21 protein-coding genes are annotated in these 25,029 nt (G+C 31.4%); 3 read left to right on the forward strand and 18 right to left on the reverse strand.

Features of this window, described 5'->3' with window-relative positions; all coding sequences use genetic code 11:
* Window positions 1-124: 124 nt before the first annotated feature.
* On the forward strand, window positions 125-922 hold the full coding sequence (locus ABEY15_RS17295) for a formate/nitrite transporter family protein (RefSeq protein ID WP_429891380.1): 798 nt from the start codon (window positions 125-127) through the stop codon (window positions 920-922).
* An 86-nt stretch (window positions 923-1,008) separates the two neighbouring features.
* Here the strand turns inward: ABEY15_RS17295 and ABEY15_RS17300 are convergent, their stop codons facing one another.
* The 10 genes from ABEY15_RS17300 to azlC form a co-directional block, all read right to left on the reverse strand.
* On the reverse strand, window positions 1,009-2,031 hold the full coding sequence (locus tag ABEY15_RS17300) for an NADH:flavin oxidoreductase/NADH oxidase (RefSeq protein ID WP_429891381.1): 1,023 nt from the start codon (window positions 2,029-2,031) through the stop codon (window positions 1,009-1,011).
* A 182-nt stretch (window positions 2,032-2,213) separates the two neighbouring features.
* Window positions 2,214-3,848 (reverse strand): hypothetical protein, encoded by a 1,635-nt coding sequence (locus ABEY15_RS17305; RefSeq protein WP_429891382.1) that lies wholly within the window; start codon window positions 3,846-3,848, stop codon window positions 2,214-2,216.
* Between the two features lie 2 nt (window positions 3,849-3,850).
* Window positions 3,851-4,609 carry an ABC transporter ATP-binding protein gene (locus ABEY15_RS17310; RefSeq protein WP_429891383.1) on the reverse strand — a complete coding sequence of 253 codons (759 nt, stop codon included), beginning with the start codon at window positions 4,607-4,609 and terminating at the stop codon, window positions 3,851-3,853.
* Window positions 4,610-4,891: 282 nt separating this feature from the next.
* On the reverse strand, window positions 4,892-7,009 hold the full coding sequence (locus tag ABEY15_RS17315) for a HelD family protein (RefSeq protein WP_429891384.1): 2,118 nt from the start codon (window positions 7,007-7,009) through the stop codon (window positions 4,892-4,894).
* Between the two features lie 387 nt (window positions 7,010-7,396).
* Window positions 7,397-8,515, reverse strand: a complete 1,119-nt coding sequence (locus ABEY15_RS17320) for a Ger(x)C family spore germination protein (RefSeq protein ID WP_429891385.1) — start codon at window positions 8,513-8,515, stop codon at window positions 7,397-7,399.
* Window positions 8,512-9,609 carry a GerAB/ArcD/ProY family transporter gene (locus tag ABEY15_RS17325; protein WP_429891386.1) on the reverse strand — a complete coding sequence of 366 codons (1,098 nt, stop codon included), beginning with the start codon at window positions 9,607-9,609 and terminating at the stop codon, window positions 8,512-8,514. The genes ABEY15_RS17320 and ABEY15_RS17325 overlap by 4 nt, the downstream gene beginning before the upstream one ends.
* Before the next feature lie 24 nt (window positions 9,610-9,633).
* Complete coding sequence (locus ABEY15_RS17330) at window positions 9,634-11,091, reverse strand: spore germination protein (RefSeq protein ID WP_429891387.1); 1,458 nt, start codon at window positions 11,089-11,091, stop codon at window positions 9,634-9,636.
* A 367-nt stretch (window positions 11,092-11,458) separates the two neighbouring features.
* Complete coding sequence (locus tag ABEY15_RS17335) at window positions 11,459-13,207, reverse strand: adenine deaminase C-terminal domain-containing protein (RefSeq protein ID WP_429891388.1); 1,749 nt, start codon at window positions 13,205-13,207, stop codon at window positions 11,459-11,461.
* Window positions 13,208-13,225: 18 nt separating this feature from the next.
* Window positions 13,226-13,558, reverse strand: a complete 333-nt coding sequence (locus tag ABEY15_RS17340) for a branched-chain amino acid transporter permease (protein WP_429891389.1) — start codon at window positions 13,556-13,558, stop codon at window positions 13,226-13,228.
* Window positions 13,555-14,265 carry an azaleucine resistance protein AzlC gene (gene azlC / locus ABEY15_RS17345; protein ID WP_429891390.1) on the reverse strand — a complete coding sequence of 237 codons (711 nt, stop codon included), beginning with the start codon at window positions 14,263-14,265 and terminating at the stop codon, window positions 13,555-13,557. The genes ABEY15_RS17340 and azlC overlap by 4 nt, the downstream gene beginning before the upstream one ends.
* A 227-nt stretch (window positions 14,266-14,492) precedes the next feature.
* On the opposite strand from azlC, the gene ABEY15_RS17350 reads away from it, so the two are divergent.
* A complete protein-coding gene (locus ABEY15_RS17350) occupies window positions 14,493-15,887 on the forward strand; it encodes a PLP-dependent aminotransferase family protein (RefSeq protein ID WP_429891391.1) in 1,395 nt (464 codons plus the stop codon).
* 79 nt (window positions 15,888-15,966) lie between these two features.
* Here the strand turns inward: ABEY15_RS17350 and ABEY15_RS17355 are convergent, their stop codons facing one another.
* From ABEY15_RS17355 to ABEY15_RS17385, 7 genes are all read right to left on the reverse strand, one after another.
* Window positions 15,967-16,446: a GNAT family N-acetyltransferase gene (locus ABEY15_RS17355; protein WP_429891392.1), complete on the reverse strand. Its 480-nt coding sequence runs from the start codon at window positions 16,444-16,446 to the stop codon at window positions 15,967-15,969.
* Window positions 16,447-16,669: 223 nt separating this feature from the next.
* Window positions 16,670-17,563, reverse strand: a complete 894-nt coding sequence (locus tag ABEY15_RS17360) for a sensor histidine kinase (protein ID WP_429891393.1) — start codon at window positions 17,561-17,563, stop codon at window positions 16,670-16,672.
* Window positions 17,564-17,584: 21 nt separating this feature from the next.
* Window positions 17,585-18,331 (reverse strand): ABC transporter permease, encoded by a 747-nt coding sequence (locus ABEY15_RS17365; protein ID WP_429891394.1) that lies wholly within the window; start codon window positions 18,329-18,331, stop codon window positions 17,585-17,587.
* Window positions 18,324-19,247 carry an ATP-binding cassette domain-containing protein gene (locus ABEY15_RS17370; protein WP_429891395.1) on the reverse strand — a complete coding sequence of 308 codons (924 nt, stop codon included), beginning with the start codon at window positions 19,245-19,247 and terminating at the stop codon, window positions 18,324-18,326. Before ABEY15_RS17370 ends, ABEY15_RS17365 begins: the two co-directional genes overlap by 8 nt.
* Before the next feature lie 137 nt (window positions 19,248-19,384).
* Window positions 19,385-20,077 (reverse strand): response regulator transcription factor, encoded by a 693-nt coding sequence (locus ABEY15_RS17375; protein WP_429891396.1) that lies wholly within the window; start codon window positions 20,075-20,077, stop codon window positions 19,385-19,387.
* Between the two features lie 312 nt (window positions 20,078-20,389).
* Window positions 20,390-21,610, reverse strand: coding sequence for a sugar efflux transporter (locus ABEY15_RS17380; RefSeq protein ID WP_429891397.1), 1,221 nt, complete (start codon window positions 21,608-21,610; stop codon window positions 20,390-20,392).
* Window positions 21,611-21,751: 141 nt separating this feature from the next.
* Window positions 21,752-22,621 (reverse strand): Cof-type HAD-IIB family hydrolase, encoded by an 870-nt coding sequence (locus ABEY15_RS17385; protein WP_429891398.1) that lies wholly within the window; start codon window positions 22,619-22,621, stop codon window positions 21,752-21,754.
* 204 nt (window positions 22,622-22,825) lie between these two features.
* Here ABEY15_RS17385 and ABEY15_RS17390 point away from each other — a divergent pair, with 204 nt between their 5' ends.
* Complete coding sequence (locus tag ABEY15_RS17390) at window positions 22,826-23,722, forward strand: AraC family transcriptional regulator (protein WP_429891399.1); 897 nt, start codon at window positions 22,826-22,828, stop codon at window positions 23,720-23,722.
* Between the two features lie 156 nt (window positions 23,723-23,878).
* On the opposite strand, the gene ABEY15_RS17395 is transcribed toward ABEY15_RS17390, so the two are convergent.
* Window positions 23,879-25,027, reverse strand: a complete 1,149-nt coding sequence (locus ABEY15_RS17395) for a toxic anion resistance protein (protein ID WP_429891400.1) — start codon at window positions 25,025-25,027, stop codon at window positions 23,879-23,881.
* Window positions 25,028-25,029: the final 2 nt, after the last annotated feature.

The raw sequence follows: 25,029 nt of genomic DNA on the forward strand, positions 1-25,029 counted from the left end.
TCAACTCATTAATAACAGTTGATTTGATTATACGGAAAATTGTTAATAATGAAATTTTACCATAAAAATTTACAAAAATGCTATTTCTTAAACATTTATGGACAAATTAAAAAGAGGTGATTTGATGGAAGTAAAACCGCTATTAGAAGTAGAAAAGTTAGCCTTAAAGAAACAAAGAATATTTGACCAAAGCCATCTCCGCTACGTATTAAGAAGTATGCTTGCAAGTATGTTTATTGGTTTCGGTGTAATGGTAGCTTTTAAAACAGGGAATGGCTTTTTCTTAGTGAATTCTCCTGTTGCTTACCCAATTGCCGCATTAACATTTGGAGCAGCTATTGTGTTGATTTGGTATGGAGGTGGAGATCTCTTTACTGGGAATACATTTTATTACACTTATGCTGCATTGAGAGATAAAATGAAATGGCCTAAAGTTTTTGAGCTCCTGGTATATAGTTATGTAGGAAATGTATTAGGGGCATGTCTGTTTGCTTTTATCATTTATACTACTGGACTTTTTGATGCTCCTGACTCCAGTGCATTTCTATTATCAGTTGTCGAACATAAAATAGATAATTCTATTTTTCATTTATTCGCAAGAGGTATCTTGTGTAATTGGCTCGTGTGTCTTGCCTTTTTCATACCAATGTCTTTTGGTGAAACTGAAAATCTAACAAAAATTACTGCGATGATGTTATTTGTATTTTGTTTCTTTATGTCCGGTTACGAGCATAGTATTGCCAATATGTGCTCCTTTGCAATTGCACTTGTAATTGATCATCCTACCACTATTTCTATATCAGGTATTATTCGAAATCTAATTCCTGTAACAATTGGAAATCTTATTGGTGGAGAATTTATGATGGCAGTTATGTACTATTTTGCGAACAAACCATTTTTTGATGAAGTAAATTCTAAATAAAGTCTAGTTAGAAACTATCCAAGTTTTTTATAGCCTCATTAAAAAAGTACGCGGATTAATCAGCGTACTTTTCTACTATTTTATTCTTAATATGCTCTCTCATAAGGTTTTGGAGTCAAAGGTTTTCCATCAAGAAGGATTGAAGCTTCATTAGCCCAATAAGGATTGCTTAGCATCCCACGACCAACAGCGATTAAATCCGCTTCTTGATTGCCAAGTACAGATTCTGCAAGATTTGCATCATCTAATTTCCCAACTGCAATGACAGGGATTTCTACTTCTTTCTTTATTTGTTCAGCCAATTTGACTTGATATCCAGGATGAGATCCAGGTCTGCCTCCCGAACCGATTGGACCTTCACCACCGGATGAAATGTGGAAGATATCGACACCCGCATCACGGAATGCTTTAGCCATTTCGACAGAATAATCTAGTCCATAGCCTCCATCCACGTATTCTAACGCAGAAATGCGCATAATAAGTGGCATGTCAGCTGGCATTACACTTTTAGCTGCTTTAATGGCTTCTTTTCCAAATAAAAATTTATCTTGTCCATATTCATCTGTTCTTTGATTCGTATAAGCAGATGCAAATTGGTGAATGAGATAGCCATGTGCTCCATGAAGTTCAATCGTATCTACTCCTGCAAGAACCGCGCGCTCTACACCTTTTTTGAACTTTTCAACCATTTCTTTCACTTCTAAAGTTGTTAACTCATGTGGAGTTTTTGATTTCTCGTTAAATGTGTTCGGTGAAGAGGACACTGGAATTGGAGCATCTTCAGCTTTACGTCCTGCATGAGCAATTTGAATCGCAACTTTTGCACCATATTTATGACATTCATCGATAATTCGCTTAAATGCCGGTATATGTTCATCACTCCAAATTCCTAGGCAATAATCTGAAATGCGGCCTCGATCTTCAACATTTGTCATTTCAATAATGATTAAACCCGTACCTCCGATTGCACGACAAGTATAGTGAACGAAATGCCAATCTGTTGGAATCCCATCTTTTAAATGGACTGAATATTGACACATAGGTGGCATTACAACACGATTTTTTAATTCTAATCCTTTGTATTTGAATGGTTTGAATAAATTAGACATAGTCAACGTCCTCTCACAAACTTTTTATAAGTTACAATCCCATATTATCCCAATCATTTTAAAAATTCTATTTAATTGCTCAACTCACTCATTTATCATACCCAAGAAATAAAATATAAAAAGTAGAAAGCATTGTGCCTTCTACTTTTTAAGTAATAAATAATAATCTACATTTCTTCGTTTCAAAAATTCCAAATCGTTTTATAAGCTTGCTTCCATGAAAAGAAAGTCACAATAATTAGCAAGACTAAGTAAATCATTACTCCAAATGGAATAAATGTTATCCCCCAATGAATTAATGCCAATATGCCCCCTAATACTAAGGCAATCATTATTTTGATACCAGAATTTTGGCTGGCATCCTCAAACGACTCTGAAAATGGAAGTGATCCTTTAAGATAGTTTGAGCAAATAACTGTATATAAAATCGAGCTTACAAAGACAACTAATAGATCAGGAATTATTTTAATACCAAAGATTCCGATAAAAATTAAACTTAAAATAAAATAGACAGGAAAATAGAGATTTGCGATAAATACTTTTAAAGTTGCACTATATAATGGTGCGAGGTTTGATACTGGCGCTGTTTTATAGATCCAGGCTCCTTTATATTTCCCGGAATATTTTAGCATTGCAATGGCATTCGGAATTATTAAACAGGACGAATAAATCGTTAAATAACTCTTACTTGAAACGATATGATGATAGGAAGAAATTTGTAATTGATTAAATAGAAAAACAAATGGGAGAACGAGTGATAATCCCAATGATGGATAAACCTTTAAACGGAATTCCCTCTCGTTTCGCATCATATTATCTGCAAATCTAAAAAATACCTTTTCTTCATTATTACTGCAAAATACTCTAGACAGCCAATTCTTCCACTTACTGTCTTTTTTTCTATTAATGCCACTATTATTTGATAATTTTTGAAGATTTTTCTCAAAGGATGGGATCAATAAACTATAGAACATGATTGCAATAATAGGGATTATTACTGCTAAAATAGAAAATCCAATAAGATATGTACTTGTGTTACGATTTAAAATCAACTCAAATGGCGCACCGAACCAAATAGGTGGAATCAGAAAATGATACCAAGTTGGCGAAAATGACATATCTAGATTTACAAGACTAAATGCTCTACCAACAAGTTGATAACCTACAGCGATCGAAATTGATAGTCCGATTTGAACGTAATTGATAATATCTTTTAACTTTTCACCATCAAAAAATCTTAATATGAAATAATAGACAATCGATGTTAATACAACAATAAATAAATTGACGAGAAGTAACTCTACAATCGCCAATATTAAGAATAAAAATCCATGTCTAAATGTCCCAACTATTACTGGTAAAGCTGTAATTGATGTAGTTATTAATAAAAGATAGATTGATATGTGTACCATTTTTGCAGCAGTTATCGTCTTTTTTCCAATTGGTTTTGTATGAAGAATCCCCTTGTCCTTCACATCAAGTAAGACATTTGAAAAATCCGAGATCATTGATGTCATAATGAGGAACATAATAATGCCAAAAAAAGCGCTCATTTCATATACATAACTTTTTCCAAAAAGCACTAATGGAATGAGCATCAGACTAAGCAAAGCATAAATTCCTAAAGATTTTGTAATTCCGTTTTCTTCTTCTTTGTTTTTTTTCTTGTTGTTTTGATTAAAAATGGTCGGTGTCCTACGACTATCCATTGTTAATTTCACTGCTAGAATTTTACGCATGATTGGATATTCAACACCAAACAATTCAAATAGTGGACGAAAAAAATCTAAGATTTTTAACATAGGGTAATCCTTCATAATTATCCCCCTTTAACAATGGATACGAATTCCTCAGCTAAAGCTTGATGTTCATTAAATCCTGTAAGTTGATTGAAAATCTGTTCCAATGATCCTTCTTCATTTTGCTCCTTTAATTCTTTAAAACTACCATCTGCTACGATTTTACCATCATTGATCAAAATAATTCGATTACTTATTTTCTCTACTACATCCATAATATGAGATGAATAAAAAATCGTTTTTCCATTGGCAGCTAAAATGTCTAGAATTTCTTTAAATACCATTACACTATTTGCATCAAGCCCACTAAGTGGCTCATCCAAAAACAATAGGTCAGGATTATGTATTAAACTTGAAATGATTAGGACTTTTTGCCTCATCCCCTTTGAAAAAGAAGCAATTCGCGATAAGTAAACTTCCTCCAAACCAAATACCTTCATTAACTTCATAGCCTTCTCATCAGCTTCATCAAATTCCATTCCGTATAACTCGCCAACGAATGTTAAATACTCTCTAGCTGTAAGATTATCGTATAGTTCAGCAATTTCTGGAACATACCCAATTTTTTTCTTGTAATCAACATTCTGATCTGAAATTTTTTCCCCAAAAATCTCAACATTCCCAGAGTAATTTCCTTCTAGTCCTAATAAAATTTTTATAGTCGTGCTTTTACCTGCACCATTTGGTCCAATATAACCAATAATTTGTCCACGATGAACAGTTAAATCAATTCCTTTTAAAACCGATTTTGCACCATAGTCCTTTTTTAAATCCTTCAAACACAATACGACTTCTTGTTTTGTCTCGATGATGATCACCTACTTTTTATTTAATACTTCAATATTAATAGACTACTAATCTTGTTGAAATGAGCAAGATTTACCATATTTTAGGAAATTCATTGCCAAAAACAGAAGGATTTTCTATCTGTTTTAATAAATTATGAGTCTAGAGTTTTAGAAAGTTCATTCTAGTCAATATAAAAAAGCATCGATCTGTATAATCGATGCTCATTTGTAAATTTGCATTAAATAATTGAATTAAAATAATAAACATTGAATTTAAACAGTCTGAAGTGGTGATTTTCCAATTAGTGGAGATTTGTTTCCAGAATATAATACGATCAAATTGTGAAGTGCTCGAGTACATCCAACATAAAGTAACTTAGCGTCTTGTTTCGTTTGTTCATAATGTATATCATCTACATCGACAAGAAGTACCGCATCAAATTCAAGTCCTTTAGAAAGATACACTGGTACTACTGAAATTCCACCTTCGTATTTTCTCTGTTTTGAATGAATAAAGGATACTTCTTCTCCAGCTGTAGATAATTCACTATGTAAAATTGCACACTCATCCTCTGTACGGCCAATAATTGCAATTGTATCCATTTTATCCTTTTTTAATTGATGGATGGACTTAATGATTACTTGAATTCGATTTGTATAATCTACTTCTTGTATTTTAACTTGTTCTCCACTTCGAAATACTGGATTTGCTAAGCTAACTGGTATATTTGCTTTTTTTATTATCTCATTCGCAAAATGAATGATTTCCATTGTAGAACGATAGCTTCTATTTAACTCGTAATAGGTTACTTCTTTTTCATTAAATACCTCTAAAAATTCATCCCAAGTATTAATCCCTTGATACTCGTGAATGGCTTGAGATAAATCGCCGAGAATGGTAAACGAATTTCCAACCGTCATTTGCTTTAATAATGCAATTTGGAAAGGTGAAAAATCCTGCGCTTCGTCTACTATTACATGATGGAACTTTTGCTTTGACTCAATTCCAAAAAGACGATTGTGAATATAGACTAGCGGAGCCAAATCCTCCTGATCCATCTCTTTCTTTTTACAATTTAAAGATGTAGATTTAGTAATATCTGCTGGTATTTCGTCTACAATAGAAGCACCCTTTGTTGTAGTGAATAGAGATTTATAGAAAGAAAGTGCAGTATGCTTTGGCCATTGTTTCATATAAGAATTTAAATATTGAGTAGCTTTTTTCTTTTTCTCTTTTCTTTTATTTGTTTCTTCTATAATCTTTAGCTCATTATCAATCCATTTCTTAAGCCTTGCAACAATGCGTTCTCTCCGTTTAGCAAGTGGATAATGTTTATATTCAATACTAAACCAATGTTTAAGTGTTTCTTTATCAATCATTTTGTTTTTCCATGGTTTGAAATCATTTTCAGGTACTGCGGAGGCTTCATACATATCCAAACATCGATCAATATATGACATAAAATGAGTTGAGCCTTTCCATTTCCCTGGACTATTATGATTGATTTCAAGACGGTTAGCACCAGTTGCGAACCATTTGTTTAGGTTTTCTGATGAATCCTTTAGTTTTACTTCATGGTCGAGGGTATTTAATGCCCAATCCGAAAATGTTGTTTGTTGAATGCCACCTACACCTAATTCTGGAAGAACGTTTGAAATATAATCTAGAAACATATTATTAGGTGCAAAAATAATCATTTTATCAGCCTTTAATGTTTCACGGTATTGGTAAATCAGAAATGCAAGTCGATGAAGCGCAACAGTCGTTTTTCCGCTTCCTGCAACTCCTTGAATGACTAAAGGTGTATTTTTGGATGAACGAATAATATCATTTTGTTCAGATTGAATAGTAGATACAATATCTTTCAAGCGATTATCTTTGTTTTCACTTAATCGATAAAGAAGAAAATCATCAGTAGTTGATACATCTTGATCACCTTTTACATATGTATCTACAACACGTTGGAGATTTTTTTTGCGGATTACTATATTTCGTTTTAAATAGATTATACCTTCGATAATACCTTCAGGCGATTCGTAATAAGCAGGATCGTCCCCTCCTGTAAACGAATAAAACATACTAGCAATTGGAGCACGCCAATCAATTATCAATGGATTTTCAGTAGCTTGTTCTGATATTCCTACTTTTCCTATGTATACTGGTACCGACTCTTTATGTTCCTCTTGAAAATCCATTCTACCAAAATAAGGTTCGTTTTTAGCTAAGCGAAGATTTCTTCGATTTGTTTCTCGAATTCCTTCAAGTACTTGTTCGGTTACATCACTTCCAGTGTAAACGGGAATCCCTTCTAGTTTCGATAGCTGCCGTTCCATTTCAGATAAAATTGTGTTTAAATACTGAAGTTCTTCTTTAAATTGTTGTGTAGACATTTTTCTACCCCCTTTTTGTAAATAAATAGCCGAATTTTCAGACGGAAAGCTATTGTATCAAGAAGTATATTAAAAAGTAAAGAGAATTAAAAAATAAAATATTTAAAGTTTAGCATTTGGTTTTACTTCAAAAAAAATTAAATAATAGCTAAATAAAAGCTCAAAGTTTCTAAATGGAGTTGTGTAAAATAAAAAAGATGAACCTGTAGAATACAAAATTCATCTTCTTTCTGAGACTTAACGTAATCTTATGTTTTCCTCTTATAGGCACTTTCTTCATCCAGATTATTTAATTGTAAATAGATAAAATACCTAAAATCCTTTTTTACTTAACTTCTTCACAAAAAATGATTTTTTCATTATTCATTCTTTTTTTATTATAAATCCTTACATTGATATCCCTTTATCAACCAAAATAACCTTAACCTTAAGCTTTATTTTTGATTGTTGAAATGCACCAGCCCAATTATCCTCTATTTTTTTCCATTCAGAGTATTTAAAGGATCTAGCAAAAAGACCGAGGCCAATTGGATCCACCTTGTCATTTTGGAGGGATTTAACGAAAAAATTTAGTTCTTTTTGTAAATCATTTTCTATTTCTTTTATTAACTTTCCTTCCGAATTGTCAGTTAATTTTATTGGAGATTCTGTAATAACAATCGGTAGTTTGAGATTTAGATTAAATTCGTATTTACCATCATGAAATTTCTTTTTAACATTCCTTTTTATATCATTAATATAAAAACTGATACTGTTATTCGAAATTGTATTTTCATTTTTTTTATATTGATTTCCATTTAACCACATAGTTAATTGACCTACAATTTTATCCTGTAAAATTATTAATAGCATTGTTTCCTTTAATGATAGAGTCCTTCGATATTCATTTTGATTGTTTAATAATATAGTACCACTGACTTCCAAAGCGTTATCTTTTAAAGTCAATTCTGGAACAAAAGGAGTTATACCTTTTTCTAAATTCATTTTGTAAAAATACCGCAATGAAGTTCGCACAGAGACGTTTCTAAAATTTGCTGTTTTTATTAACTGCGCAATAAATATTGATAATCTTGGTTTATCTTTTGGTCTAAATTCAAAAATATCTGAAACAGAACCGTTAACAACTACTAGATCAGCATTAAGACGCATCTTTGGATCTCGGTAAAATAAATCTAATAAGGAATACCAGTTTTTTTGTTCAATTACTTTTTTACCGATTAATACAGTTTGTACCTTTCCACCAGATGTGATTCCTACTGCTTTTGTGTCTATAAAATCTCTAGCTTCCCTTAATGATAAACTTTTAACTTTAAAATGTTCATTTTTTTCTTTAGCATCTTTACTAAAAACAGGACTTGCCATATAAATAATAACTTCACCTTGCTGATCTATATCGATCCCCCATAAGAGTGCTATTGTAATATCTTCAATATTAATTTTATCATTACAACCAGTTAATCCAATTAATAACATAACTATTAACAAACATTTGGCAAACTTTTTCACTTTGTTGTCACCCTAAACTTATCTTTATTTACTATTCCACCTACCCATAAAATTAAAGGTAATCCTATAATAACGATAAGCCCTGTGTAAGATAGTATTTTTAATTGAAAACCAATTACTTTAAAGGTTGGAATGAATAGATAAGAACTAATGGTGACTATGCCAAAAATAATCAAAACAAAAAGTGGAAATTTTTTTATTTTAAATAGCTTATTAAATCCGTCCAATCCGGCCCAAAAATATGTAACCCATGTTTTTGAAATGACCATAAATAATAATGATAATAGGATTACATCCATTCGCTCTAAAAATTGAAACTCTATAATACTTAACATAGCAATAACTGGTGAAAAAATAGTTAATATTTCATCTGGGCTAGCATTCACAAAACTAATGATTGTTACAAATAAGTATGTAAACGTAGTCATCGTATTTGCAATAATTACGCCTTTCATTGCTTTTTCCTTTTTATCTAAATATGGATAGATTAAGAATATTATTTCAATACCTAAAAATGACATTGTCGTTGTAGGTACAGCTTTTAAAATAGGAAGCCAACCTTCTTTTATAATAGGTAATAGATTTTTTACGTTTGGCTCTTTTAATGTTAAAAATAGCATAACTATGAAAAAAATAATTAGTGGAAAGATCGTTTCAATATATTTTGCAATTAAATGAATACCTCCAATTACTAATTGATAAGTCGGGATCAGAAATAAGAACAATATGATATAAGCACTAGTATGTTGAAGTAAATATGATTGAACAAATAATACAGATAACATTAAAACTAAATAAGCAGCATATAAGAAAAAGATTGATAGTATTAATAGACATATCTTTCCAAGTATTTTCCCTAAATAAATAGTAATTAAAGACGAAAGATCTTCGTGTGGAACTTTTTGGTTTAATTTTATATAGAACATACTAAGTAATGAAGAGATTAAACCTCCGAATAAGATTGAAATCCAGCTGCTAGATCCTGCTTTTTCAGCTAAATTTCGTGGGAGAGATAACATCCCAATTCCTACTTGTACACCAAATATTATTAGAACAAATTGATAGTATGAAATTTTCAATTTTGTACCATTCATATACTAATCACATCCAATTTTCACTTAACCCTTTTTAACGTTCTTATTTTGATTTTTCCAAAGATAGTTTAATGGCATTCGTATAAATGTATCCTTTAGCTGATTAAATATAAGCGGTGATAGTGGTGAAGTATACGAAGTATTGTAACTCTTTAATGATAAACCGTGTACGAGTAGAATCATCGTACTTATTACAAGCCCAAAAATACCAAATAATGATGCCATTACCATAATTGGAAATCTTAATATACGTAAACTTGATGCCATTTCGTATTTAGGAATAATAAAAGAAGAGATAGCTGTCAATGCAACAACGATAACCATAATATTACTTACAATACCCGCTTGAACCGCAGCTTGGCCAATTACAATTCCTCCAACCACTCCTACTGTTGTACTAATTGGTGCAGGTAATCGTATTCCAGCTTCTCTAAGCATTTCTAATGTAATTTCCATAATAATTGCTTCAAAAAGAGGATCAAATGGGACCTGTGCACGTGATTCACCAATTGAGAAAAGTAATTTCAATGGAATTACTTCATAGTCGAACGATACAATTGCGATATAAAGTCCAGGTAGATAGAGTGTTATAAGGAATGCCACTATTCTAAGTAGACGATTAAATGAAGCCACTAAAGTTCTAGAAGAATAATCATCAATACTTGTGAAAAAAGATATGAACTCAGAAGGTAAAATAATGACTTCAGATGAACGATCTAATATTAGAACGACTTTTCCTTTTAAAATAGCTGAAGCCGCTTCATCTGGTCTTTCCGTCGTTAAGATTTGTGGGAATGGTGAGAATTGATTTCTCTCCATTAATTGAGCCAACTGATTTGCATTTAACACTGAATCTACTTTTATTTCTGAAATTCTATTCTCTACAGATAATAAGAGATTCTCATCAACTACATGATCTAAATAAGCAATTGACACGATACTTTTATTCTCATTTCCTATTTCAGTTTGTTTTGTTCGAAAATCTCTATTTTGAATAAATCTGCGGAGTAAAGCAATGTTAGTTTGATACGTTTCAACAAAAGAAATTCTTGAACCTTTCAGCGAATTATCGATATTTGGTGGCATGAATGACCTTTGAGGTGGATTCTCTGTGGAATAAATAAAAGCAGATGAGACACCATCTAAAAATAAAACACTCTTACCATCTAATACTGATTTTTCGATTTTAGCAATTCGAATCGTACTTTCTGTATTATTATTTACGAATATCTCGAAATCTTTTTTTTCCGAAATAATATTATCAATAAATGAATCAATTTTTTGAACATTTACTAGACCAGATAAATAAATTAAAAGTGCAGGCTTGCCATCAATCATTAAGATTTTTTTTACAAGGTCAGAAGTAGGAAAGATTGATTCTATGATTTCCAAGTTTTCATTAATGTTTCCTTTGGGATTTATCGTGAAATTATGGATATTATTTTTCTTATTTTTTTCGTTTCTTCTATTTAAATAATCCACAAAATTTTTCATCCCTTCGCTAAAAACTTGAATTATTTTAGATAAATCTTCTATTCTAAAATTATCTTGATTAGTATGCACTTCTTTGTTTCTTTTCATTATTGTGAGTTTAAATAAATAAAGCGTAAAAAGTAATTTATAATAAAAAAATATTGCAAAATGTGAGAATTTCTTAATCATTATTTATGTCTGTACTAATTTATCCAAAAGAATTCGATCGTTTGGTACGTTAGATGAGAATTCGGTAATCAACCTCAAACAAATAAAAAGGCATGAATCAGATTAATTTTCTGATTCATGCCTAAGATACAGCTTTATATTTTATGTTTTTTTGTTAAGGTATTACATTTTTTTCAATCTTATTTCTCTAATGTGCAGTTTGCCTTTTTGTTGGAGAAACTAGAATTTCTTTATTTTTCACATCATATAAACCACTTGGAGTTAATCGAATAAATGGTAAATGAGTTGCGGAAAAGAATAATAATGTAAACGCAGGATCGTCGTATTTATATCCTTTTTCTTTTAACAATCTGATCATTTTTTTCTCAATTTGGATTAAACTGTCCATATCTAAATCAGACATGCTACCTTTTAAAGCTAAAGATATTTCGTGAACAACTTTGTTCTCTTCAACTAGTACCATGCCACCACCTATTTCTTTCATTCTTTCAAAAGCTTTCAACATATCGGATTTTCTTTTCCCTAAGATTAAAATGTCTCCAGTACCAGAATAAGAACTTGCAAATCCACCCATATGTTGAGCAAATCCTTTTACTAGCGAGTTTAATCTCCAAGAACCATCTCTTCCAACCATTAAAAGAAAACATTCATCATTTTCGTATGATAATTCATCACATTCTACATCAATCATACTTTCATATGGTTTTGTAATAACATTATTTATTAAATTTATACCATATGAGCTTGAAAGACTCAGATCATCTTTTAGTAAAGTCCACTTTAAATCTAGTTTACAGAATTGATATTTCTCCCAATCGATCGGCAAATATTGATTGATAAGGTTCCCGTCTTTCTTGATCCATTTACCTTTTGCTAAAACACTTTTAGGTGTTGGGTTTTCTTTACTTTCTAGTAAATTAATATTTGCAATTCTTCCCGTGGCAATTGAACCATGTAAATGTTCCATATTATAATAGCAAGCTACATTATAACTTGCCATATTATATGCTTCAATTAACGGTATTTCATGACGGATTGCTATTTTTATTAGTTCATCAGTCATTCCTTTTTCATAAAAATAAGGATGTGAACCGTCAGTCGTAAAGAAAAAACGATCAAATTTTTGAATGCCGAGTTCATTAATTTCTTTTAGAAGCACTTCTAAATCAGGTCTTATTGAAGAATGTCTTAATGAAACCATATAGCCCTGCATTAAACGCGTAAGTACTTCTTTTCCTGTCATTGCTTCATGATCACAATCTGCACCTAATAACATTAACTTAGCTAAAGTTCGTTCTGAAGCTCCTGGAAAATGCCCTTCCACTTTCTTATTTAGCTTCTTCGTCTCCTGTATCCAGGTAAGCATTTGGTTGTCACCGTTTAATAGCTTTGGCCACGCAGTTAGTTCTCCACCTTGTAATACTAATTCATTTTCGAGCCAAGACAAAACATCTTTCGAATTAAATAACTCATCATTACTTGGAAATTCAGTTTGTGCGTCGAAACGGCACCACCAATACATGCTTGATGGGATATTTTTATAATCATTCAATAAATTAAACGCAGCATGACTAGGCAATTCTAAGAATAATTTTAAATTATCGTTTATTAATGTTGTTGTACCGAACTGTCCTGCATGCTTTGCTAAAGTAAGAGGATTATAGAGCTGATAAGGATGAGCATGAGGTTCAATATAACCTGGCACTAAGTATTGCCCTTCACAATCAACTACTTCAATTTCATTTAAATTTTCCGGAAGAGCTTCTCCTACATAAACAATCCGATCCTGATAAACCCAAATATTCGCAAGTAACCATTGGTTTAAATATGAATTTAAATACGTTGCATTTTTTAATATGATATGTGGATTAATTACTCCTTCAAGAACGCTTACTTGGTTTCTAATTTGTTCATTACTCCATCTATAATTTTTCATCATTTCCCCCCTATTTAGTTAAAAAACTAATTGTACAAGAATCATATAAACAATCGTACCTCCCGCGATCGAAAGAAGCATCATTCTCTTCCATAAATGGAGAATCGCAACAATAAATACTGAAATAAACTCTGGAATACCGTGAGTACCAGAAAGTACATTTACATTTTTAAAACAATAAATGACCAATAGTCCAATTACTGCAGACGGTAGGACTTTACCTAGATACTGTACATAAATCGGTGTAGTTTTCCCCGGTGGAAAAATGATAAATGGAAGAAATCTTGTAAGCATTGTGCCTAAAACAACCATTGATACTGTAATAATTTGCTGGGTTATATTCATCGTCATACCGACACCTCGACTTTCTTAGATGGTTTTCTAAGTACACTAAGTGTAACAAGAATTGAAAGCATCGCAGGAATAATGAAATGATCTCCACCAAAAATAATAAGACAAATAGATGAAAGACTAACCCCTGTTATTGCACTAATGTGTTTTGTCTCTTTTTTCCACTGCTCAATGAATATAACAACAAAAAGGGCAGTCATTACGAATTCAAGCCCTTTAGTATTGAATTTTACAAGTGATCCAAAAATTCCTCCAATTGATGCACCAATTACCCAATACAGATGATTAAGGAATGTAACAAAAAACATAAACCATCTCTTATCCACGCTTTCTGGTATATCAGCAGTATAATTTATTGAAAAAGTCTCATCACATAGACCGAAAATTAGATAGATTTTTTTCTTTCCAGTGCCTTTATATTTATCTAACATTGAGATTCCATAAAACAAATGTCGCGCGTTCACCATTAAAGTTAGTAACAGTGCGTTAATTGGATTAAAACTCATCAGTAATAAGTTTGCTGCAATAAATTCCATAGATCCAGCAAAAATTGTTAGCCCCATCAAAATTGGATAAATAGCACTAAATCCTAAAGAGTTCATAAAAATCCCATATGCTATCCCTAAAAATAAAAATCCTGCAAAAATGGGTATCGTGTGTGGGAAGGCAAAGCGAAATGCCATCCAAAGTTTGTTCCCCTTTTTCATAGTTTTCACATCCTGTATCGTTAAATTTATTATAATTTAACATACAGAATCCATACAAAAAATGAAATAATTGTATGGATTACAATTTTCTAAAAATTAAATCAAGTACAGTTTATAGTTAATTCACTTAAATTCCCACTCACCTGTAAGATAATCATATTTTTTTAATTCCATACAAAAATGATATAATTGTATGGAATTATAGATTAGAGGTGAACAATGCCCATATGCCAGTAAATTCATTTGAAAATTATCCGATGTCTTGGAAACCCGACAAAAAGACTTTAAAACGTCCTTTTTATCATTCGATTGCACTACAACTAGAACAAGATATTATAAATGGCTTTCTAGCACCAGGTACAAAGTTACCACCACAACGTGAATTAGCTGATTTTCTGGACTTAAACTTTACGACTATTACTCGAGCCTACAAAATATGTGAAGTAAAAGGTTTAATCTATGCGATTACAGGAAGTGGAACTTTTGTTGCTCCAAATGCAGCTCATTCAATAACGATTTCAACAGATAAAACAGCCAATAGTATTGATCTTGGCTTTGTAGCTTCTTTTGAACAAACGAATAATATTGTGACTGAAGCAATTCAGAAAGTAGTCAGTAAAAGTTATTTAGATCAATTATTAAATTACAATGATCCCACCGGTATCCCACATCAGAAAGCAGCAGCACTAAACTGGATGGAGGCTTTTGGTATTAAAGCAAAACAAGATAATATAGCAATTGCGTCTGGTACTCAAAATGCTTTGGTCCTTGCTTTGGCTAGTTTATTTGAGCCAGGTAATCGAATTGCAACCGATTTTTACACCTTTTCAAATTTTATTGAACTGGCAAAAACGTTGCACATTCAATTAATACCTATTCCTTGCGACCAGTTTGGAATGCTGCCGGATGAACTTGAAAAACAATGTAGCCAATTAAATATACATGGCATATTCCTAATGCCTTCTTGTAGTAACCCAACTACTATAATGATTTCTGACTTTCGAAAACTTGAACTAGCTTCCGTAATAAGGAAGCATCGTTTAATTTTAATCGAAGATGATATACATGCATTTATAACTGCAGGAATAATTTCTGACTATAAACAACCAATGTATAATCTACTTCCAGAACAAAGCGTATACATATGTGGTACATCAAAGTCCATCTGTTCTGGATTAAGAGTTGCTTACATGGTTTTTGGGGACGCATTACGCGAAAAAATTTTGAAGGCTATTTTTAATCTTAACGTAAAAACATCATCACTTGATGTGGAAGTAATTACTGAGTTGATCTTATCAGGAAAAGCGCATGAAATCGTTCAACAAAAGAAACAATTAGCTGAAACTGTAAACGATATTTATTCATCCTATTTCCCTGTAAATAAGATTGGTCATCCGCTTAGTTTTTACCGTTGGCTTCCAATTCATAGTCATAGTAATGGGGTAAACTTAGAAGCAGATTTGAAAAAACTAGGTGTACGTGTGTTTCATTCTGATCGTTTTCTAAGTGGACAATCTTCTTCTGAAAAGTATTTACGTATTGCACTTTCTTCTACCCAATCTTTTGATGATTTAAATTCTGGATTGAGGGTTCTATCTCAATATCTCGACAAACAGATTTAAATAATTACAGTACAACATTTGAAAAAAGGAGCTGAATGTCGATCAGCTCCTTTCAAACTTTTAATTTATTCTTTTAATTTTATTTAAAACGAGAAGTATTAACCTTTAAGTTATAATCAGTTATCTCAAATCCAAGTTGTTGATAGAGATTCAATGCTCCTTGATTATGACCAAAAACATGTAGCCATACGTCATCTACTCCTAATTCATTAATTTCTTTTATACACTTACTAATCGCTTCTTTACCATATCCCTGACCTCTATGCTCTGGATAAATAAGAATTTCATAGAAATAAGCATAATTTAGCTCTTGTTTTATGTTAATAGAATACCAAATATAACCAATCGTTTGTTCATTTAAAACAATGTTTTTCAAAAAGTTATTTTCAGTATTTTCACCTTCTGGCAATAAAGATTGAAAAGCTGCCTTAGATTGTTCTAAAGCTGTTTCTTCTTTCCAACTTCCATTTTTCACTTTATCATTCGCAAAATTCACAGTTGCTATTACTAGGAACCTCTGAAAATCTTGATTATTCATAAGTGTTAAATTTAAAGTCAAGATAGCTCATCCTTTTCATTTAAATAATTTTTAAGCTTAAAGTCCCATTTAAAGACTGAATATAGGAACCAAGATAAAAATGATTGGGTGTACACGATACAGCTAAAAATAGATTTATCTAAGACTGTTTACTTAAAATATTCACTCAATAAAAAAGGTTAAGTCCCAACCACGAAGAGGCTTAACCTTTAATCAAATATATTTTGTATCTTTAACTTTATCTCTAAAACCATTCACATTTCATATATAATCGATTCTCTCTAAACTCTGCAGTTAGATTTCCATTCATTTTCTCCATTAAACTTTTAGCAATCGGCAAACCAAGGCCTGTGCCTTTTCCGGTTCGAGTTTGATCTGCTTTATAAAAACGATCAAACATACGGTGTAAATCAGTTTCATTAAACTCGTCAACTGAATTACTAATTGATAATTGAATGGATTTACTTAATTTTTCAAGGTGGATATTTATATTTCCACTGGAGTGTTTTATCGCATTCATGATTAAATTTTCTATGACACGTTTTACTGCAGATGAATCAGCCATAATAATCATTTCAATATTCGGAATTTCGATAATTGGTTCTAAATTCCGATTATTAAATTCTTCGTAAAATCCTAATAATACTTCTAGAATCAATTGATTTAATTTTATTTTTTCAACTTTCATTGGATAATCAATTTGATCTATGATAGAGAGTTCAAAAAAGTCTTCTAGCAAGACCTTCAATCTTCGTGCACTATTTTTAACGATATTTGTATATTCTCTTCTTTTATCTGACGTTATTTCATCTGATTCTAAAAATTGAATATATCCTAAAATCGACGTCATTGGAGTTCGTATATCATGCGAGATGTATGAAATTGCCTGTTTTAATTCATTTTCACTTAAACGTTTTTCTGCTTTAGACTTTCTTGTTAGATCAATTTGCTTATTTATTTCTGCAGTAAGAATTTCAATGTCTTTATCAAAAAACTGAATGTCAATTTTCTTTTCAATTGTATTTTTATTAAGAGCTTGTAATTGCAGAGTAGTTCTTTTAATCTCTTTTTTTAACAAAAAATAACGGGTGAGAAAATATGAAAAAAGAATGATAACACTTATTGTTATATATTTCATAAAACTCACCCACTTTCGATCTTACTTAATTTCTTTTTTTCTAAATAGTAAACTTCCTAAAATACCTAGTACAATAAATGTCAAAATTGGAACAAAAATGAGGGTAAACACTTCTCTATGATCTAACTGATTGACTTTATATATGTTTGGAAATTGCATAAATACTGAATTTTTAATGATTGTTTTAAGAAAAGTTAATTTAGAACCTATAAAACTTAATAAAGAATTAATTAAAGCAAAAAACATCAATAAAAATCCGATTGTTTTACCATTGTCAGTAAAAATTGTAGCAATAATCGTCATGACTGAAGCAAATGCGGCGCCATAAATTATTAATAAACCGTATGTTTTAAAAATAAACATCCAATTAGTTGAACCATTAAAATCAAAATGAAGTGCTGCAGTCGTCATCATAAAAATTGGTAGTATTAATAAAATTATGACTGAACCAATAGAAAACACTGTCAACTTTGAAAAATAAATTCGTAATCTACTATTTCCCGAAGAAACAATCGATTTCATTGTTCCGTTAGAAAATTCACTTGTTATAAAGAAACCTGCAAAAATACACGGTAATAATTTTATAATATCGTTGTTTATACTTAAAATATTATAAGTATAATATTCATCTAATGAAAGTTTTGATGCTGAATCTATATTTGTTGTAAAAGGATACAATAAAGAGAATAGAATTAAAATTAAGAGTAATGTTCGAAATGAACGATCTTTTTTTAATTTATACAGTTCTGTTTTCAATAGATTACCCACGTTTTACACCCCCGATGCGAGTTGTAAAATACGCTTCTAAATCTTCTCCCATAGGCATAAATTGCTCGATTATTAAACCTTCACTAGTTAGTGCCTTCGATACCTCTCTTGGTCTATCAACATATTCAAATAACTTGATCGAGCCGTCCGGTAATACCTCAAAATTATAAGTATTAAAGTTTCTTTCAATCACAGTTGCAGCTTTGTTTGGGTTATCAACTTTAATATGCAAGAAGTGTTTACATTTTTCATCAAGTTCTTTAATTGAAAGTTCTTCTAATAGCTCTCCATTATGAATGATACCGTAATGAGTTGCTAATAAATGTAGTTCACTTAAAATATGACTGGAAATTAAAATCGTAATTCCATACTCTTGATTAAGCTTTTTAAGTAATTCGCGTATTTCCACAACGCCCATGGGATCAAGTCCATTTATTGGTTCGTCTAATATTAAAAATTCAGGATCCCCCAATAACGCGATTGCAAGTCCAAGTCTTTGCTTCATCCCTAGGGAAAAATTTTTCGCCTTCTTTTTACCTGTATCTTCTAAACCAACTAGTCTAAGTGTTTTTTTGATACATTCTTTCCCAGGAATTCCTTTTAAAAGTCTATGTGCTTCTAAATTTTCAGCTGCTGTTAAATGTGGATATAACGCAGGACCCTCAATAATTGTCCCAACTCTTTTTCTTGCTTCAATTAATCCTCGTTCATTGCTTTCTCCAAATAGTTCAAAGGAGCCAGATAACGAATACCCTAAACCTGTAATCAAGCGTATTAAAGTAGATTTTCCTGCACCGTTTTGTCCAATAAATCCATAAATAGATCCCTTTTTAATTGATAAATTAACATTATTAAGGGCCAATTTATTTTGATATTTCTTAGATAATTGATTTGTTTTAAGTACATATTCATTCATAAGTTACCCTCCTTATCATTAACTCTCATAGCTCGTCCAAACAGATATTTAATTTACAATCCAATTGAAATCACTTTATACTTGTAACTATAAGAAGGAAAACATAAGAATGTCTTAAGTCAATTCTTAAGAAAACCTTAAGTTTTAAGTCTGTAACCCATTCCCCAAATCGTTTCTATATACTCTTCATTTGGATTGGCTTTATTAAGCTTGCTTCTAATATTACTCATATGTACATTTATTGTATTATCATCTCCATAGAATTCCTCATTCCAAACACTTTCAAATAAATTAGCTTTTGTGAAAACCTTTTTAGGAGAAGTTACGAATAAACACAGTATCTCGTATTCAATGGCCGTTAATTTTAACTCATTTCCGCCAACAGACACCTTTTTTGAATCTGTATCTAAAACAAGATCTTTGTATTGAATTTGATTGATTATTGGTACATTAGCCAATCGACGATATCTTCTTAAGCAAGTTTCAATTCTTGCCGAAACCTCTTCTATATCAAATGGTTTCGTAATATAATCATCCGCTCCACCCCTTAAAATATCTACTTTTGTTTTCATTTCAAGCTTTGCTGAGATGATTATGACCGGGATATTACTTTCCTCTGTTATTTTTCTTAATAATTCTTCTCCAGACAATCCTGGAAGCATCAAATCTAATAAAACCAGATCCCACTTCTGACTTTCTAAATAAATAAGTGCTTCAGTCCCAGAATAGGCAGATTTTGGATTATATCTGTTTTTGTAGATAATATCACAAAGTAATCGATTAATATCTTCATCATCTTCAACAATTAATATATTTGTAGTTTCATTCATTTTTTTATCCTCACATACGACTCATTTTTTTAATACTATTTAATTCGATCTATATGTAATATATCATCTTAATTCTTATTGCCAAAATGTAAAAAAACGAGCTATATTTATAGCTCGTTTTCACGCTGTTGAAAAACAATCTTGTCAATTAATTTTCAAATTTCCTTGGAGTATAGTGATGTTGATTTCCATTTCAGGATGCTAGCTTTCCAAAGGGCGAGGTCTTGATCATTCGTCAAGTTCGTTTCTGTCGGGTTTTAAATAGAAATTTTAATTCTCAATATTTTGTGAAGCTCACCGACAATAAATCAACTACACAGACTGACTATGACCTGTCGATATTTCCATTTCCACATTGTTTTTTGATTTCCATAATATAAAGAGTGAACAAATTACAAACAATATACAAAGTAAATAAACATTTCGAAAACCTGCTAATTGTGCAAATAGACCTCCGCCTAAGTTTCCTACTAAACTTCCGATTGTCGAGCAATTCGCATAAATTGATGCAGAAAAGCCGGGTGAATTTGGTAATAGGTCGTTAAAATAGCTTATACCATTCCCCATAACGATCGCGATGTATGTTGCCTGTAGCAACTGTGCAATGATTAACTCCCATGTATGGGTAGAAATGCTTAAGATTAAGTAATAGAGTAAACCAATAAAGCAACCGTAGATCATCAATGCATGATTTGAGATTTTTTTAGAAAGTACTCCCAACACAAGCATGATTGGAATTTCTAAACCAGCACATAAGCTTACGACTAATCCAACATCTGTATTAGTACCATGTAACTCATTGACGATAAAAAGAGGTGTGTTGATCCAATTTATCGAACTAACTGCAAATAATAAGATAAAAGCTATAAATGGTAGTCTAAGTTGTTTGCGTTTAGTGGCCGTGACTTTTGTCTTGTTTTTCTTTTTTATATTGTTCTGAACTGGCTTTCTCTTTTCTAAGAAGAAGAATACTAGTAGTGTAATCATTACATAAATACTAGAAGTTCCCCAAAAAAGCCCATGATAACCTTTTGCTCTTAAAATTAAAGTACCTACTAATGGTCCGATTAAAAATCCTAAAGAAATAAGCGATCGTAAAGTTGATAATGCTAAAGTCTTATCTTTAGATAAACTTGCGTTTGCTGATTCCTGTGCGGATGCAAAAATTTGTGGCATAGCCGCTGCACCTAATCCATTAAATAAAGCAACAAAAACTAATAATAAATAGTAGTTATGAAATATTAAATACGATGCATAACCTATTGCTGATGATATCATTGCAATCATAATAATCCATTTTCTGTCAATCCCTCGATCAGAACGCTCAGCAATAAATGTATTAACTAAAACACCACTTAATGAAATCACAGCCATGAAGATACCGAATGCTCCAGAACTCATCCCTATATATTTTGTAGAATACAATGATAAATAAGGAGTTGTGATTGAAAGTCCTATCCCTACAAATAACAAACAGATGACAAATAAACTATACCCCTTAATGGAAAATAGATCTTTTATCCGTCTAACCAAAATTTCCTCCCCCTTACCTTTCTATATTTTAATCGATTGGTTTAAATAGACAAATAAAAACAACCTTGGAAAAAGTTATATACTCACACATTTAACCAAGGAAAACATTGCATATTTAGATGTATTTAGATTTCTTTACTATTATAGTACATTAGACTCTGTAAAAATATATTTTTTGAATGCATATGCAACACCATTTTCATCATTACTTAAAGTAATAACATCACTTGAGAGCTTTACTTCTTCTTCAGCATTCCCCATAGCTATTGATAATCCGGCTATATTTAACATCGGTAGATCATTTTTTTCCTCTCCAATAGCTACTGTATTTTCTAAAGGAATATTAAAATATGATGCCATTGCTTTTAAACCATACCCTTTATTTCCATTTATATGTGTAACCTCAAGATTAAAAGGTGAGGCACTCGTAACAAAAATCTCATCTATGAATCTTAATTTCTTTTCAAGTCGCTCCATTTGTTTTGGATCAAGAGTTAAAATAAGAAACTTTTGGATCGTAAAATCCTCATTATCAATTATTTCATGAACTTTGTTAAAAAACGAATGCCCATATACATTTGGAGGTGTAGTAAACATTTTGAAGTGTCTGTTTGCGAAGTATTCTTTAGGAACACACCCAGATGAAACAACTTGTTTAAATCGTTTATCCCAATTACTTGGGGCAAATATTCCCTTATTCGTAGAAATATTGTATGGTAAAACTTCTTCCTCAATTTCTAAGGCAATTTTTTGCACTTGAGGTCTCCCTATAGAATTTAATTCAATTAAATTACCATTCACATATAATGCAGTTCCGTTATGGCCTCCAATTGGACAATTTAAGCCATACTTTAAAAGTTCATCATTTACTGAGCTTGGTGAACGCCCGGATAAAATCATCACGATATGCCCTGCTGCCTGAGCTTTTTTAATCGAGTTTAACGTTTCTTCACTTATTATTTTTTTAGTGTTGAGTGTTGTACCATCTAAGTCTAATGCAATTAGTTTCATAACAATCTCTCCCTTTATGGGTTTTAAATTTTAGATAAAATGATAATATTATAGTTTTGAAGATATGTTTGATATACTTAATTATGCATTATAATAAGCAGTGTTCGTTAACTCATTCCTCCTAAATAATTGCCTAATCCTCTCACAATTACATATCCTATGAAAATTTTTTTCTTTTAATATAAAGTAAGCAAGGAGGACTATATGTCTGAAATGAACGTTTCCTATCTAAGCGAACTAATCCAAATTATTGATCGCAATACTAATCAAGAAGGTGTTAACGAAACCTCAATTAAGTCGTTATTTTTCATTCGGGAGTCTAATATTACTGATCCTAAATATAGGGTCTATAAACCGTCTCTATGTATAGTTGTTTCTGGTATAAAGGAATTATTACTAGGTAATGAAAGTTTTAAATATGGCCCTGGAAATTATTTAGTAGCATCCGTTGATTTACCAGTTACAGGTCAAGTTATTGAAGCTACACCAAGTGTTCCATATCTAGCTTTAAAACTTGAATTTAATCCAAGTCAAATCTTAGAAATTTTAACGGATACTGAAATTCCCACTAATTCAAAGGAAAATGCAAAACGAGCGATTTTTGTCAACGAATTAGAGGGTTCAATTTTAGATGCAGTGATTAGATTGGCTCGTTTATTAGATTCGCCTGAAGATATTCAAATTCTTTCACCTATTTTTACAAAAGAAATTCTCTACAGAGTATTGCGTGGACAAAATGGGAGTATATTACAACAAATTGCCATCGAAGGTAGCACTACTAATCGAATAAGTGAAGTTATTGAACAAATTAAAGCGAATTTTTACAAGTCTTTACGAATTGAAGAGCTTGCAGAAATAGCAAATATGAGTGTTTCTTCCCTTCATAGACACTTTAAAGATGTAACCGCAATGAGTCCTCTACAATTTCAGAAGCACTTAAGATTGCAGGAAGCTCGACTTTTATTACTGTCCGAATCTTCAGATGCACAAGAAGTAGCATTCCGAGTAGGATATGAGAGTCCTTCTCAGTTCAGTAGGGAATACTCTCGGTTATTCGGTTTTCCACCTAAAGAAGATCTTAAACGAATGAGAGCGAAATAAAATAAAAGTGTTATAAAGCAACTGAAATGTCCTAATGGTTTCTAAATTATTACAAATTTTAATCATGAATGTTCAAAGTGCATTAAATTTATTAATAAGATTGAAAAAGCAAAAAACTAAGATCAAAGGAATCTTAGTTTTTTCAATTCATCATACCTATAATCCGATTCGATCCCCTTTTTCAAGTCTTTGAATCTGTTGAGAACCAACTTCCGCTAATTCTTGAAATTGTAGGATTGTTTGACGCATTTTTGGCAAAGCTTCTTGCTTAAATGTACTAATCGATTCAAACGCTGATATGACGTTTGTGAATGAAGTTTTTAGTGTTTCAACAGAAACCGCTGACTCCATCGCTTGCTTTTGGATTGCAACTCCTTGCTCCTTTAATAATCTAGAAGTACCTTCAATAATCGTATTTGTTGTTTGATTTAAAGCAGTGATTTTTTGTAAAACGATTTTTTGATTATAAAGAGCACTTGCTACCGTTACAGCTGTATTTAGTGCAGAAATCGTTACCGTTTTTGCACGTTCAACACCACGAATTAATTCACGATTATTCCGTATAACAACCTCATATGACATATCTCCTTGGTGATTGACAACTAACATTTGCTGTAGGTCCATTACTCGTTGTCGTAACGGATAAAGAACTTCCTCTGTGATAAATTTAACCTTTTCTTGATCTTCTCCTTCGATTTTTGCTTTTTCAATCTGGTTTTCAATGGACTCATCCATTAATGTTCCAAGTTGAATTTCCTTTTCTAGCGTTTTTGACAGCATACGAAGTGATAATTGTTCATGCTCTAATGTCGTGTTATCATTTTCAAGAATTTTTTTCCCCTTATCAAGAGACTTTACGATATCTGCAATTGCGACATCTGCTTTTTCAAATCTTTGAAAATATGAACGAATAGGATTAAATAACTTACCTAAAAAACCCGACTTTGAAAAATTTATTACACTTGGATCTAAATCCTTTAATTGAACTTGGAGCTCTGATAATCCTTTTGCAACTTGCCCTCCTTCGTCTCCACTTTTAGCAAGTTGACCAAGTGAAACCTTTAGAAGAGAATTTTTATTCGAAGAAGATTTCATCGTCTGTAATCCAAATGATTCAATTGATTGAAGAATTTCCTTTCGTTTTTCGTATGTTTCTTTTGAAACAGTATCTATTTCCATAATCATCGCTACATTTGCATCCGCGGTTGCTTTTAATTTCATTATTTCCTCTGGAACAGGCTTTACTTGCTCTTCTATTACTGCCTTGATTTCCTCTTCATTTACAACTTGCATAGAAAATGACATTC

Source organism: Gottfriedia acidiceleris, assembly GCF_050457485.1.
In the GTDB taxonomy this organism is placed as follows: domain Bacteria; phylum Bacillota; class Bacilli; order Bacillales; family Bacillaceae_G; genus Gottfriedia; species Gottfriedia acidiceleris_D.

Bases quoted from the DNA above. Each gene is read 5' to 3' on its own strand.
- ABEY15_RS17295 (WP_429891380.1), top strand. From the start codon at position 125: ATGGAAGTAAAACCGCTATTAGAAGTAGAAAAGTTAGCCTTAAAGAAA.
- ABEY15_RS17300 (WP_429891381.1), bottom strand. From the start codon at position 2,031: ATGTCTAATTTATTCAAACCATTCAAATACAAAGGATTAGAATTAAAA.
- ABEY15_RS17305 (WP_429891382.1), bottom strand. From the start codon at position 3,848: ATGAAGGATTACCCTATGTTAAAAATCTTAGATTTTTTTCGTCCACTA.
- ABEY15_RS17315 (WP_429891384.1), bottom strand. From the start codon at position 7,009: ATGTCTACACAACAATTTAAAGAAGAACTTCAGTATTTAAACACAATT.
- ABEY15_RS17325 (WP_429891386.1), bottom strand. From the start codon at position 9,609: ATGAATGGTACAAAATTGAAAATTTCATACTATCAATTTGTTCTAATA.
- ABEY15_RS17335 (WP_429891388.1), bottom strand. From the start codon at position 13,207: ATGAAAAATTATAGATGGAGTAATGAACAAATTAGAAACCAAGTAAGC.
- ABEY15_RS17340 (WP_429891389.1), bottom strand. From the start codon at position 13,558: ATGACGATGAATATAACCCAGCAAATTATTACAGTATCAATGGTTGTT.
- azlC (WP_429891390.1), bottom strand. From the start codon at position 14,265: ATGAAAAAGGGGAACAAACTTTGGATGGCATTTCGCTTTGCCTTCCCA.
- ABEY15_RS17350 (WP_429891391.1), top strand. From the start codon at position 14,493: ATGCCAGTAAATTCATTTGAAAATTATCCGATGTCTTGGAAACCCGAC.
- ABEY15_RS17360 (WP_429891393.1), bottom strand. From the start codon at position 17,563: ATGAAATATATAACAATAAGTGTTATCATTCTTTTTTCATATTTTCTC.
- ABEY15_RS17370 (WP_429891395.1), bottom strand. From the start codon at position 19,247: ATGAATGAATATGTACTTAAAACAAATCAATTATCTAAGAAATATCAA.
- ABEY15_RS17375 (WP_429891396.1), bottom strand. From the start codon at position 20,077: ATGAATGAAACTACAAATATATTAATTGTTGAAGATGATGAAGATATT.
- ABEY15_RS17385 (WP_429891398.1), bottom strand. From the start codon at position 22,621: ATGAAACTAATTGCATTAGACTTAGATGGTACAACACTCAACACTAAA.
- ABEY15_RS17390 (WP_429891399.1), top strand. From the start codon at position 22,826: ATGTCTGAAATGAACGTTTCCTATCTAAGCGAACTAATCCAAATTATT.
- ABEY15_RS17395 (WP_429891400.1), bottom strand. From the start codon at position 25,027: ATGTCATTTTCTATGCAAGTTGTAAATGAAGAGGAAATCAAGGCAGTA.